Raw genomic sequence first — 13,516 nt, 5'->3', positions numbered from 1 at the left:
TTAAAAATTTGGGTATGTGATAGAAAGATAGACTGAACGTTACTTTCACTGGTAACGGATCAGGCTAAGGTAAAATTTGTGAGTTAAATTGCAAATTTTCGGCGAATGTCGTCTTCATAGTATAACCAGATTGCTTGGGGTTATATGGTCAAGTGAAGAAGCGCATACGGTGGATGCCTTGGCAGTCAGAGGCGATGAAAGACGTGGTAGCCTGCGATAAGCTTCGGGGAGTCGGCAAACAGACTTTGATCCGGAGATCTCTGAATGGGGGAACCCAGCCATCATAAGATGGTTATCTTGTACTGAATACATAGGTGCAAGAGGCGAACCAGGGGAACTGAAACATCTAAGTACCCTGAGGAAAAGAAATCAACCGAGATTCCCTTAGTAGTGGCGAGCGAACGGGGACTAGCCCTTAAGTGGCTTTGAGATTAGCGGAACGCTCTGGAAAGTGCGGCCATAGTGGGTGATAGCCCTGTACGCGAAAATCTCTTAGTCATGAAATCGAGTAGGACGGGGCACGAGAAACCTTGTCTGAATATGGGGGGACCATCCTCCAAGGCTAAATACTACTGACTGACCGATAGTGAACTAGTACCGTGAGGGAAAGGCGAAAAGAACCCCGGAGAGGGGAGTGAAATAGATCCTGAAACCGTATGCGTACAAGCAGTGGGAGCAGACTTTGTTCTGTGACTGCGTACCTTTTGTATAATGGGTCAGCGACTTATTTTCAGTGGCGAGCTTAACCGAATAGGGGAGGCGTAGCGAAAGCGAGTCTTAATAGGGCGTCTAGTCGCTGGGAATAGACCCGAAACCGGGCGATCTATCCATGGGCAGGTTGAAGGTTAGGTAACACTGACTGGAGGACCGAACCGACTACCGTTGAAAAGTTAGCGGATGACCTGTGGATCGGAGTGAAAGGCTAATCAAGCTCGGAGATAGCTGGTTCTCCTCGAAAGCTATTTAGGTAGCGCCTCATGTATCACTGTAGGGGGTAGAGCACTGTTTCGGCTAGGGGGTCATCCCGACTTACCAAACCGATGCAAACTCCGAATACCTACAAGTGCCGAGCATGGGAGACACACGGCGGGTGCTAACGTCCGTCGTGAAAAGGGAAACAACCCAGACCGTCAGCTAAGGTCCCAAAGTTATGGTTAAGTGGGAAACGATGTGGGAAGGCTTAGACAGCTAGGAGGTTGGCTTAGAAGCAGCCACCCTTTAAAGAAAGCGTAATAGCTCACTAGTCGAGTCGGCCTGCGCGGAAGATGTAACGGGGCTCAAACCATACACCGAAGCTACGGGTATCACGTAAGTGATGCGGTAGAGGAGCGTTCTGTAAGCCTGTGAAGGTGAGTTGAGAAGCTTGCTGGAGGTATCAGAAGTGCGAATGCTGACATGAGTAACGACAATGGGTGTGAAAAACACCCACGCCGAAAGACCAAGGTTTCCTGCGCAACGTTAATCGACGCAGGGTTAGTCGGTCCCTAAGGCGAGGCTGAAAAGCGTAGTCGATGGAAAACAGGTTAATATTCCTGTACTTCTAGTTATTGCGATGGAGGGACGGAGAAGGCTAGGCCAGCTTGGCGTTGGTTGTCCAAGTTTAAGGTGGTAGGCTGGAATCTTAGGTAAATCCGGGGTTCTAAGGCCGAGAGCTGATGACGAGTTACCTTTTAGGTGACGAAGTGGTTGATGCCATGCTTCCAAGAAAAGCTTCTAAGCTTCAGATAACTAGGAACCGTACCCCAAACCGACACAGGTGGTTGGGTAGAGAATACCAAGGCGCTTGAGAGAACTCGGGTGAAGGAACTAGGCAAAATGGCACCGTAACTTCGGGAGAAGGTGCGCCGGTGAGGGTGAAGGACTTGCTCCGTAAGCTCATGCCGGTCGAAGATACCAGGCCGCTGCGACTGTTTATTAAAAACACAGCACTCTGCAAACACGAAAGTGGACGTATAGGGTGTGACGCCTGCCCGGTGCCGGAAGGTTAATTGATGGGGTTAGCTAACGCGAAGCTCTTGATCGAAGCCCCGGTAAACGGCGGCCGTAACTATAACGGTCCTAAGGTAGCGAAATTCCTTGTCGGGTAAGTTCCGACCTGCACGAATGGCGTAACGATGGCGGCGCTGTCTCCACCCGAGACTCAGTGAAATTGAAATCGCTGTGAAGATGCAGTGTATCCGCGGCTAGACGGAAAGACCCCGTGAACCTTTACTATAGCTTTGCACTGGACTTTGAATTTGCTTGTGTAGGATAGGTGGGAGGCTTTGAAGCGTGAACGCCAGTTTGCGTGGAGCCATCCTTGAAATACCACCCTGGCAACTTTGAGGTTCTAACTCAGGTCCGTTATCCGGATCGAGGACAGTGTATGGTGGGTAGTTTGACTGGGGCGGTCTCCTCCTAAAGAGTAACGGAGGAGTACGAAGGTGCGCTCAGACCGGTCGGAAATCGGTCGTAGAGTATAAAGGCAAAAGCGCGCTTGACTGCGAGACAGACACGTCGAGCAGGTACGAAAGTAGGTCTTAGTGATCCGGTGGTTCTGTATGGAAGGGCCATCGCTCAACGGATAAAAGGTACTCCGGGGATAACAGGCTGATACCGCCCAAGAGTTCATATCGACGGCGGTGTTTGGCACCTCGATGTCGGCTCATCACATCCTGGGGCTGAAGCCGGTCCCAAGGGTATGGCTGTTCGCCATTTAAAGTGGTACGCGAGCTGGGTTTAGAACGTCGTGAGACAGTTCGGTCCCTATCTGCCGTGGACGTTTGAGATTTGAGAGGGGCTGCTCCTAGTACGAGAGGACCGGAGTGGACGAACCTCTGGTGTTCCGGTTGTCACGCCAGTGGCATTGCCGGGTAGCTATGTTCGGAAAAGATAACCGCTGAAAGCATCTAAGCGGGAAACTTGCCTCAAGATGAGATCTCACTGGGATCTTGAATCCCCTAAAGGGCCGTCGAAGACTACGACGTTGATAGGTTGGGTGTGTAAGCGCTGTGAGGCGTTGAGCTAACCAATACTAATTGCCCGTGAGGCTTGACCATATAACACCCAAGCAATTTGCTTAAGAAGCGAGTTGCGGTGTGTGAAGACGAAACAAACCGAAAGTTTGCAAACACACAAACCTATTACATACCCATTCGCTGGCACGTTGCACAAGCAACGGACTGGCTACCGAATTTCTTGACGACCATAGAGCGTTGGAACCACCTGATCCCATCCCGAACTCAGAAGTGAAACGATGCATCGCCGATGGTAGTGTGGGGTTTCCCCATGTGAGAGTAGGTCATCGTCAAGATTAAATTCCGAAACCCCAATTGCGAAAGCAGTTGGGGTTTTGTTTTTGCGCTGCAGAAAAGTTGCGCTGCTGCGGCCGGCCATGACCGCTCGGCTACGGTTGCCAGCACCCCGCGACAGTGCCTGGGTTGCGGCCTACCCCCGCTGTAGCGGGCTCTACCGCCATCGGCTTATACCCTGGGGCTGGAGGACCGGCACCACTGATCAGTGACGAGGGAAATCCCCTCAAAATCGATGGGCAGTTTTTGGTATGGTGCAGCTCTTTTTTAGGGACTTGAGTTCATCCGCACGGATCAGCGTCGACCTCTATTCAACGAGAAGCTGTAGCAATGCCCGAAGCGATTCCGATCAAGGACCACGAAAAAGAAAACCGCCTGGTCAATAAGCGCCTGCTGGCCTGCGCTGTGCTGGTGGTGGCCATCACCTGTGCCCTGGTAGGGCGCATGTATTTCCTCCAGGTGGTTGAGTTTGACTATCACTCCACCATCTCGGAAAACAACCGTGTCCACGTGCTGCCGATCACCCCAACCCGCGGGTTGATCTATGACCGCAATGGCGTGGTCCTGGCCGACAACCGCCCCAGCTTCAACCTGACCATCACCCGCGAGCGCACCACCGATCTCAAGGGCGAGCTGGACACCGTGGTCGACCTGCTGCACCTGCCGCCAGAAGACCGCACCCTGTTCGACAAGGAAATGAAGCAGGCCCGCCACCCCTTCGTTCCCGTGACCCTGTTCTACGAGCTCACTGAAGAGCAGATCGCCGTATTGGCAGTCAACGAATACCGCCTGCCGGGCCTGGATGTCGAAGCCCAGTTCGTTCGCCACTACCCCATGGGCGCGCACTTTGCCCACTCCATCGGCTACGTCGGACGGATCAACGAAAAGGAAGCCAAGACCCTGGATTCGGTGGAGTACCGTGGCACTCAATCCATCGGCAAGACCGGTATCGAGAAGTTCTACGAGTCCGAACTGCACGGCCACGTGGGCTACGAAGAAGTCGAAACCAACGCCCAGGGCCGGGTGATGCGCGTGCTCAGGCACACCGATCCGATCCCCGGCAAGAACATCGTCCTGAGCCTGGACATCAAGCTCCAGGAAGCCGCCGAAGAAGCCCTCGGGGATCGCCGCGGCTCCGTGGTCGCCCTCGATCCGGCCACCGGTGAAGTGCTGGCCATGGTCAGCAAGCCCAGCTTCGACCCCAACCTGTTCGTCACCGGCATCAGCTTCAAGGAATACGCGGCGCTGCACGATTCCATCGACCGCCCCTTGTTCAACCGGGTGCTGCGCGGCCTCTATGCCCCAGGCTCCACCATCAAGCCGGAAGTGGCGATTGCCGGCCTTGATACCGGCGTAGTCACCGCATCGACCCGCGTCTTCGACCCGGGCTACTACCAACTGCCGGACTTCGACCACAAATACCGCAACTGGAACCACAGCGGCGATGGCTGGGTGGACATGGACGCCGCGATCATGCGCTCCAACGACACCTACTTCTACGACCTGGCGCACAAGCTCGGCATCGACCGCCTGCACGACTACATGGCGATGTTCGGCCTCGGCGAAAAAGTCTCCCTGGACATGTTCGAAGAATCCCCCGGCCTGATGCCGTCCCAGGCCTGGAAGCGCGCCACTCGCCGCCAGCCCTGGTTCCCGGGGGAAACCGTGATCCTCGGCATCGGCCAGGGCTACATGCAGGTCACCCCGCTGCAACTGGCCCAGGCCACCGCGCTGATTGCCAACAAGGGCGTGTGGAACCGCCCGCACCTGGCCAAGACCATCGACGGCGTGGCCCCGGTGGATGAGCACCCGATGCCCAACATCCTGCTGAAGAACCCCCGCGACTGGGATCAGGTCAACCACGGCATGCAAATGGTCATGCACGACCCGCGCGGCATTGCCCGCGCCGCAGCCGCCGGAGCGCAATACCGCATTGCCGGCAAGAGTGGCACCGCCCAGGTGGTGGCGATCAAGCAGGGCGAACGCTACGACCGCCTCAAGACCCGCGAGCGCAACCGCGACAACGCCCTGTTCGTCGGCTTCGCCCCCGCCGAACACCCGCAGATCGTGATCTCGGTGATGATCGAGAACGGCGAAGCCGGCGGCCGGGTCGCCGGCCCCGTGGTGCGACAGATCATGGACGCCTGGCTGCTGGACCAGAACGGCCACCTCAAGCCGCAATACGCCGCCCCGGCCAAGGCTCCCGGTGATCCCCACGTCTGAGTCATTTCACCTCCGGCGATCCGCGATCTGTCGCAAGCTTCCTGTGCCGCTCCAGCATCCATGGCATGGCCGTGGCCGGAGGATGGTCGGACCATACGGTACTTGCCATTTGCTTGACGTAAACGTCAAGATGCCCGAGCGCCAACACCGACTGGCGCAGGTTTTGCTTGATCTTGAAGGAACGGCAGAGCAATGCAGGGCGACCCGCTGATCCGGGTCAGACCCCTTTACTGCCCCCTGAACCCGGTGTAGACATTGACCACGGCTTGCGTGCCTCGCGCAATCCAAGGGAGTGGAGCGGGTACGGCGGGCGGACCGATTCGGAGCGCTTGATGACTCTTATAAAAACAATAAAGGGTGAGCAGCAACACGAAGCCCGGCTGGCCCGGGAGCGGCTGCACCTGGAAGGCGAGATCCCCGACGGGGTCCTGCGTGCGGAAATCGATGCTTCATGGCGGCGCAGCCTGAGCCATGGCGTGCACTTTGGCAGCCAGCATCAACTGACCCTGGAATCTGGCGCCAGCCTCGACGTGCTGCTGGCCAGCAACCGCCTGTTGCTGGACGCGGCGCTCCCGGCCATCGATTACCTGAACCAGCATCAAGGCAAGGACGGCCTGATCATCCTGGCCAATGCCGACGCCACCATCCTGGCCATCGAAGGCCGCGCCGACCGGCTCAAGGACAGCGGCGTGCAGGACATCACCCTCGGCGCCTGCTGGAGCGAGGCCACCCGTGGCACCAACGCCCTGGGCACGGCCCTGGTGGAAGCGCGGCCGACCCTGATCGATTGCGGTGAGCATTACCTGGACCGCCTCAGCCATTTTTCCTGCACCTCGGTGCCGATCCAGTGCCCCCAGGGCGAGATGATCGGGGTGCTCGACCTGACCCGCGAAGGCCCCCTGGGGCGGGCCCAGGACAGCACCGCGTTGTTGTCCATGGCGGTCAGCCAGATCGAGGCGCGGGTGTTCCATGCCTCCTACCCGGAGCAGATCGTCCTGGCCTTCCACAATCGTCGGCAATACCTCGAATCGCCGTGGCAGGGGCTGTTGGCCCTGAGCCTGGGCGGGCAGATCCTCGCGGTCAGCGGCCAGGCCTGCCAGTTGCTCAACACCCCGCGCGCGGCCCTGGTGGGGCGGCGCTGCGAAGAGTTCCTCGGGGTCGATGGCCTGCAATTGCTGGCACGCCTGCAACAAGGGGCGGTAGGTAGCCTGCAGACCGCCAAGGGCGAGCTGTTCTACAAGGCCCTGCGGGCGCCGCAACCGTCGCTGAACCTGCATCGGGCGCGGCGCAGCGCCGCGAAAACCGCGCCGCTGCCCCAGGACCTGGAAGCCCTGGCCGGCGGCAACAGCCGCTACGCCCGCACCTTGCGCATGGCCCGCCAGGGCCTGGCCAATGGCTTGCCGGTGTTGCTGCTGGGCGAGACCGGCACCGGCAAGGAGGTGCTGGCCCGGGCCCTGCACCGCGCCGGCAGCCGGGCTGAAAAACCCTTTGTCGCGGTCAACTGCGCGGCCATCCCCGAAGGCCTGATCGAGTCGGAACTGTTCGGCTACCGCGAAGGCGCCTTTACCGGCTCACGTCGCGGCGGCATGATCGGGCGCCTGCAACAGGCCCATGGCGGCACCCTGTTCCTCGATGAGATCGGCGACATGCCCCTGGCCCTGCAAGCCCGGCTGCTACGGGTCCTGCAAGACCGCAAGGTGGCGCCTCTGGGGGCCGGCGAAGAACAGGACATCGACATCGCGCTGATCTGCGCCACCCACCGCGACCTCAAGCAGCAAGTGCAGGACAAGGCCTTTCGCGAAGACCTGTTCTACCGGGTCAACGGCATCAGCGTGCTGCTGCCGGCCCTGCGTGAACGCGAAGACCTGCAGCCGCTGGTGGACAGCCTGCTGGCCAGGCTCGGCGGCGCCGACGTGAGCCTTAGCGGCGAGCTGCGCCGGTTGCTGGCGGACTACCACTGGCCGGGCAATATCCGTCAGTTGGAGATGGTCCTGCGCACCGCCCTGGCCCTGCGCGAAGAGGGCGAACGGCAGATCGGCCTGGAGCACCTGCCCGACAGCATGCTCGACGACCTCAACGCCCATGCACGACCGCCCACCGGAAGCATCCGCGAGAACGAGCTGGAGCTGATCCGCAGCGCCCTGGACAACCACCAGGGCAATGTCTCGGCGGCGGCGGACGCCCTGGGCATCAGCCGCGCGACCCTGTACCGCAAGCTCAAACAGTTGCGCGCCTGATGCGGCGCCTGATCACCCGGCTGGTGGACAGCCGCGATCCCCAGGCACTGAGTGCGGCCCTGGGCTGGCTCTACGGTTTCGTCCGGCCGCATCGGCTGGCCATTGGCGGGCTGCTGGGGCTGTCGGTGTGCGCCTCCCTGCTGGTGCTGGTGCAACCCTGGCTGACCAAGCTGCTGATCGACGACGGCCTGCTGGCCCGGGACTTTCCCCGGCTGGTGCTGATCGCCGGCCTGATGATCGGCGCCGGGCTGCTGGGCACGCTGCTCTCCGGGGTCAACCGCTACCTGCACACGCGGTTGTCCGGGCGCATCCTGTTCGCCCTGCGCGACGATCTCTACCGGCACTTGCAGCGCCTGTCGCCGGGCTTCTACGGGCAAAGGCGGATCGGTGACCTGATGTCGCGCCTGGACGGTGACGTCGCGGAGATCCAGCGCTTTGCCGTGGACTCGCTGTTCTCCGCGGTGTCCAGCGTGATCGGCCTGGTGGTGGCGCTGGCCATGCTGCTGACCCTGTCCTGGCAACTCTCGCTCCTGGCCCTGCTGCTGATCCCCCTGGACGTGCTCTGGCTGCGCTGGATGCGGCGCAAGGTCGAGCGCGATGTGCGCCAGTTGCGCGAGCGTTCGGCGGACATGTCCTCGTTCCTGGTGGAAACCCTGCCGGTGATGAAATTCATCCAGAGTGCCGGCCAGCAGCAGCGCGAAGCACAGCGCCTGGACCGCCTCGGCCAGGGCTACCTGAACCAGTTGCTGAAGCTGCAAGTCACCGAGTTCTTCACCCAGGCGGTGCCCGGCACCCTGACCTCATTGTCCCGGGCCTGCGCCTTCCTGATCGGCGGCTACTGGGTGGTGCAGGGCACCTGGCAACTGGGGGCGCTGATTGCTTTTTCCACTTACCTGGGCATGGCGGTGGGCCCGGTGCAGAGCCTGCTCGGGCTGTACGTGGCGATCCAGCGCATGACCGTGAGCCTGGGCCGGGTCATGGAGCTGCGCGGTGAAGAGCCGGGCATCACCAGCCCCGAGGCGCCGCTGCCGGTGCCGGAGCAGGGCGAGCTGCATTTGCACGCCGTGCACTTTTGCCATCCGGGGCGCGGGATGACCTTGCAGGGCATCGAAGCGCGGATTCCCTACGGCCGCAAAGTGGCGCTCAGCGGCAGCTCGGGGGCGGGCAAGAGCACCCTGATCGACCTGTTGCAGCGCCACCACGACCCGCAATCCGGGCAGGTGCTGCTGGGCGGCATCGACCTGCGCCAACTGGACCTGACGCAACTGCGACGGCGGGTGGCGGTGGTCAGCCAGGACATCGTGCTGTTTCGCGGCAGCCTGGCGGACAACCTGGCCTACAGCGTGCCCGACGCCAGCCGCGAGGCCGTGGCCGAAGTGGCGCGGCTGGCGCAACTGCAGAGCCTGATCGAGGCCCTGCCCGAAGGCCTGGACAGCCCCCTGGGCGAGCGCGGCCAGCAGTTGTCCGGCGGGCAGAAACAACGCATCGCCATCGCCCGGGCCCTGCTTCAGGACCCGATGATCCTGGTGCTGGACGAAGCCACCTCGGCGGTGGACGAGGCCACCGAGCGCGAGGTGATCGAGGCCATCGACCGACTGTTCGCCGGGCGCACGCGCATCCTCATCAGCCACCGGCCTTCGACCCTGGCCGACGCCGAGCTGCGATTCGAGTTGCGCGAGGGTGTACTGCACGTGCTGGAGGCAACCCATGAAACCTGAACTGCGCATTGGCGTGATCGACAGTGGCCATGCCGCCTACCAGCGGATAGCGGCCGGGCGCCGATTCTTCCTGCAAGCCGAAGGGGTGGGCGAGGGGCCGTTGCAGGAGGACGCCCTCGGCCACGGCAGCGCGATCATCCAGGCCATCGGCCAGCGCGCGCCGGCGGCCCGGCTCTATGTGGCCCAGGTGTTCGATGCCCGTGGGGTCACCAGCGCCGCGCAGGTCAGCGCCGCCTTGTACTGGCTGCTGGAACAGCAGGTGCGGCTGATCAACCTGAGCCTGGGCCTGCGCCAGGATCGTGACCTGCTGCGCCAGGCCTGTGCCGCGGCCGCAGCCCGTGGAGTGCTGTTGTGCGCGTCCAGCCCGGCCCAGGGCGAACCGGTGTTTCCGGCCAGCTACCCCGGGGTGTGGCGGGTCACGGGCGATGCGCGATGCAGCGCGCAGCAGTGGTCATGGCTGAACACCGCGCAGGCGGATTTTGCCGCCTGCGTGCGTGGCAGCAGCCCGGGGCAATCCGGCGCCAGCCTGGGCTGCGCGGCCCTGAGCGGGCACATCGCCGCCTACCTGGGCGCCCACCCGGACGCCAGCAACACCCAGGTCCAGCAGTGGCTGCAAGACAACGCCCGGTACCAGGGCCCGGAACGGCGGCAGTGGCCATGCACGGCATCCTGATCCTGGGGGCGGGCCCGGCGGGGGCCGCGGTGGCGCTGGGGCTGCGACGCCTCGGCTACCCGGTGACCCTGGTCAGCGACTGGCGGCGCTTTGCGGCCCTGGAAGGGGTTTCGCTGCGGGTGCTGGAAGCACTGCGCGGGGCCGGCCTGGAACAGGCGCTGGCCCAGGCCCTGCAAGCGTCCCAGCGACGGGTGGCGTGGAACGGCGAGGAGCATGCACAGAACATCGAATACCTGCTGGACCGCCCGGCCTTCGACCGTGGTCTGCGCGAGGCCCTGCGCGAGGCCGGGGTGCAGCTGGTCGAGGGCCGGGTGCTGGGGGTGCAGTCCGGCGAGGCCGGGCACCGGGTCCAGGTCCAGGGACAGGCGGAGCTGGTCGGCGAGTTCCTGGTCGAGGCCCGCGGGCGCCAGGCGCCGGCGCTGGGGAAAACGCTGCGCCATGGCGACGGCCAGGCACTGCGCGGGGCGCCAACCCTGAGCCTGCTCAACCGCTGGCAGGGCCCCGGCGGCAGCGCCGCCAGCGCGGTGTACAGCCTGGAAGACGGCTGGGCCTGGATGGCCCGGCGCGAAGATGGCCAGTGCTACTGGCAACTGACCCTGGATGTGGCCAGCGCCGGGCTGCCGGGCAAGGCGCAGTTGCTGGCCTACTGTCGCCAGCGCCGCCAGGCGTCGGCCCTGGCCCGGGAGTTCTTTGCCGGTGGCGAGGAACGGCAACTGCACCTGCATGCCCGCAGCAGCACGGCGATTCTCAGCCCCCAGGTGTGTGGCGCCAACTGGCTGCGGATCGGCGATGCGGCGATGGCGGTGGACCCCTTGTCCGGCAACGGCATTTTCCAGTCCCTGTCCTCGGCCCTGCAGGCCCCGGCGGTGATCAACACCCTGTTGCAGCGGCCACAGCGTGCAGCGCTGGCGCAGCGCTTCCATGGGCAGCGGGTGGAGCAGCTGTTCCTGCGTTTTGCGCGCATTGGCCGGGATTTCTACGCCGCTGAGCAGCGCTGGCCCGAACAGCCGTTCTGGCAGGCCCGGCGATGCTGGCCGGACCCGCAGCCGGCGCACGCCGCCGCGGACTTTGCAGCCTTGCGCATCGAGCGCGCCCCGGTGTTGCGCGATGGCCTGGTGGATGAAGCCGACGTGGTGATCACCCCGGACCAGCCCCTGGGCATCTGGCATGTGCAGGGCGTGGAACTGGCACCGCTGCTGCGGCGCTTGCAACAGCAACCGGCGGCCCAGGCCCTGGCGGACCTCGGCCCGGAGCAGGGGCGGGGCGTGCGGGGCTGGTTACTGGCCCAGGGATACCGACCCTAACTGTCCCCAACAGAAACTGTAGGAGCGAGCTTGCTCGCGAACCGCGCAGCGGCCATCCACGACATCAGGCCCTTTTCGCTGGCAAGCCGGCTCCTACAAGGTGCTCCGGGGGCTTGAGCAACCCCCGGCTTGCATTGGCCGCGGTCAGTTTCGGGGGTTGAGGTACACCCGTTGGCCGCCTTTCCAGGTTTCGCGGATCTGGATGTCGCGAATCTGGGTAGCCGGGACCTTCTCGTCCAACGGGTCCTGATCGAGGATCACCAAGTCGGCGAAGTTCCCGTCCTGCAGCGACCCGGTCCAGGCCTCGGCATGACACTGCCAGGCGGCGTCGTAGGTGATGGCCTTCAGCGCCTGTTGGCGGGTCAGGCATTCGGCTTCATTGAGGATGGGTTGCAGGCGTGGGTCGTTGACGAACTGCTGGTCGTGATTGCGGATGCCCTCCATCTTGCGGGTCACCGCCTGTTCCATCGAGCGCAGGGGCCCCAGCGGGGTCACCGAATAGTCGCTGTGCAGGGAAATCCGCAGCTTGTTGTCCAGGGCCGACTTGCACAGGTCGAGCATCTTCTGGGCCTTGCTCTCGAAAATGGCTTTATCGAAGGCATAGCCCCAGTAGCCGACATGACCAATCAGGAAGCTCGGTGACAGACCCAGGCGCTGCATGGTTTCCAGGGTGTTCGGGGTGAGCAGGGAGCAGTGTTCGATGCGATGGCGCTTGTCCAGGCCGCTCTGGCCCTGCAGGGCCAGGTCATAGGCTTGCAGAGTGAATTCGATGGCCCGATCGCCGTTGGCATGGATCATCAGTGGCCAACCTTTTTTCACCGCCGCGTGGATGAAGTCCTTGTAGCGATCCGGAAGCTGTTGCGGGCTGTCGTTGCCCTCGTCGCAGAGGTTGAAGTTGCCCACGGGGCGGTCTGTCTTGCAGCAGTAGTCCTCGACCTGATAGCCGGTCAGGCCCTGGTTGGACCCGTCCGAGATCACCTTGATCGAGCCCTGATACAGGTGCTTGGCCTCTTCCCGCGTGGCCGGCCGATAGTCCGGCAACCGTTTGAGGGCTTCGAGCGAGTTGTTGCAGGCGGCGGCGTAGCCGATCCGCAGCTTTCTGGGGTGGGTCAGGAAGTAGGCGTTCAAAACCAGTTTTGACAGGGGATCCATCATCGCGTCGTACAGCAGGGTGATCCCGCGGCTGACAGCGGTCTCGAAGAAGGTGTCGAGGCGCTTGAAGATCTTCAGCATCTCCAGCTTCTGCTTGGCGGGAATCGACAGGATCCCGGCCACTATCTGGGTTTCCTGCAGAACACCGTTCTCGACCATGATCCCGGTTTTTTCATGCACCAGATCCCTGGCCGCCGTGTTCATGTAGGCGGTGTGCATGGACGCGCTGATCAGCAGCATCGGCCGCTTGGCCTCGATGCTGTCCAGGTAGCCTTCTTCGGGCCCGTCGCCACATTGCAGGGTAATGAGCTGGTTCAGGCCACCCGGCACCACTTTGAAGGGCATCAGCGCCGGATCCACCAGATGCCCGAGAATCCAGCTGGAACTGTCCTTGGGCAGGTTGCTCTGGATGGTTTCCTTCAGCCAGGTCCAGTTGTAGACAGGTCGCAGCCGCTGGCTGCGGTGGTCTTGCTGCGGATCGCTGTCGAGCGGGTCGGGCTCGATGGCGCCCAGGTTCAGCCAGCCGTCCATGGCGCAGCTTTGCACGATGTGGGCGTGTGGCTCGACCAGGCCGGGCAGCAGGGTCTTGCCATGCAGCGACTGCTTTTTGTACTCGATGCCCAGGGCCTGCATGCGGGCTTCGACGGCGGCCAGGGTGCCCGACGCGACCACGTCGCCGGCATGGATGCCCAGGGCTTCGACCCGGTCCTCCATGTTGCCGTCGCGCAACGGGTAGATGATGCCGTCATGAAAAACCAGGGACTCGCCGCTCGGATCCTTGGCGGGGCCATGCGCGGCGTTGGCATGGCCGGCGATATAGCTGGCGGGGTCGAGGGTGTCTTTCAGGGCTTCCCAGACGGGATTGTGGCAGCCGCACTGGATGTAATCGTGATCATTTCCATTTGATCCCATGATGCAT

The 13,516-nt window shown here is 62.5% G+C and carries 6 protein-coding genes and 2 rRNA genes; 7 read left to right on the top strand and 1 reads right to left on the bottom strand.

The features are described 5' to 3' along the window. Positions 1-146 precede the first annotated feature (146 nt). The 7 genes from POS17_RS20815 to qhpG all read left to right on the top strand — a co-directional run bounded on the left by POS17_RS20815 (position 147) and on the right by qhpG (position 11,445). Positions 147-3,038: ribosomal RNA gene (locus tag POS17_RS20815) — 23S ribosomal RNA — on the top strand. A 138-nt stretch (positions 3,039-3,176) separates the two neighbouring features. Beyond that, positions 3,177-3,292, top strand: a 5S ribosomal RNA gene (gene rrf, locus POS17_RS20810). A gap of 328 nt (positions 3,293-3,620) precedes the next feature. After that, positions 3,621-5,513, top strand: coding sequence for a penicillin-binding protein 2 (gene mrdA, locus POS17_RS20805; RefSeq protein WP_060840321.1), 1,893 nt, complete (start codon positions 3,621-3,623; stop codon positions 5,511-5,513). A gap of 332 nt (positions 5,514-5,845) precedes the next feature. Further along, positions 5,846-7,750: a sigma-54-dependent Fis family transcriptional regulator gene (locus tag POS17_RS20800; protein ID WP_060840320.1), complete on the top strand. Its 1,905-nt coding sequence runs from the start codon at positions 5,846-5,848 to the stop codon at positions 7,748-7,750. After that, on the top strand, positions 7,750-9,468 hold the full coding sequence (locus tag POS17_RS20795; RefSeq protein ID WP_060840319.1) for an ABC transporter ATP-binding protein: 1,719 nt from the start codon (positions 7,750-7,752) through the stop codon (positions 9,466-9,468). The genes POS17_RS20800 and POS17_RS20795 overlap by 1 nt, the downstream gene beginning before the upstream one ends. Continuing rightward, positions 9,458-10,141: a subtilisin-like serine protease QhpE gene (gene qhpE / locus POS17_RS20790; protein ID WP_060840318.1), complete on the top strand. Its 684-nt coding sequence runs from the start codon at positions 9,458-9,460 to the stop codon at positions 10,139-10,141. Before POS17_RS20795 ends, qhpE begins: the two co-directional genes overlap by 11 nt. Next, positions 10,126-11,445 (top strand): flavin-dependent monooxygenase QhpG, encoded by a 1,320-nt coding sequence (gene qhpG / locus POS17_RS20785; protein ID WP_060841988.1) that lies wholly within the window; start codon positions 10,126-10,128, stop codon positions 11,443-11,445. The genes qhpE and qhpG overlap by 16 nt, the downstream gene beginning before the upstream one ends. A gap of 144 nt (positions 11,446-11,589) precedes the next feature. Here qhpG and POS17_RS20780 read toward each other — a convergent pair whose 3' ends face one another. Continuing rightward, positions 11,590-13,509 carry an amidohydrolase gene (locus tag POS17_RS20780; RefSeq protein WP_060840317.1) on the bottom strand — a complete coding sequence of 640 codons (1,920 nt, stop codon included), beginning with the start codon at positions 13,507-13,509 and terminating at the stop codon, positions 11,590-11,592. Positions 13,510-13,516 lie beyond the last annotated feature (7 nt).

It is taken from the genome of Pseudomonas sp. Os17 (assembly GCF_001547895.1).
Lineage (GTDB): Bacteria > Pseudomonadota > Gammaproteobacteria > Pseudomonadales > Pseudomonadaceae > Aquipseudomonas.
The sequence above is the reverse complement of the archived record's forward strand: the minus strand, read 5'-3'. Positions and strand labels throughout refer to the sequence as shown.

Coding starts and splice junctions, on each gene's coding strand:
- mrdA (WP_060840321.1), top strand. CDS start 3,621: ATGCCCGAAGCGATTCCGATCAAGGACCACGAAAAAGAAAACCGCCTG.
- POS17_RS20800 (WP_060840320.1), top strand. CDS start 5,846: ATGACTCTTATAAAAACAATAAAGGGTGAGCAGCAACACGAAGCCCGG.
- POS17_RS20795 (WP_060840319.1), top strand. CDS start 7,750: ATGCGGCGCCTGATCACCCGGCTGGTGGACAGCCGCGATCCCCAGGCA.
- qhpE (WP_060840318.1), top strand. CDS start 9,458: ATGAAACCTGAACTGCGCATTGGCGTGATCGACAGTGGCCATGCCGCC.
- qhpG (WP_060841988.1), top strand. CDS start 10,126: ATGCACGGCATCCTGATCCTGGGGGCGGGCCCGGCGGGGGCCGCGGTG.
- POS17_RS20780 (WP_060840317.1), bottom strand. CDS start 13,509: ATGGGATCAAATGGAAATGATCACGATTACATCCAGTGCGGCTGCCAC.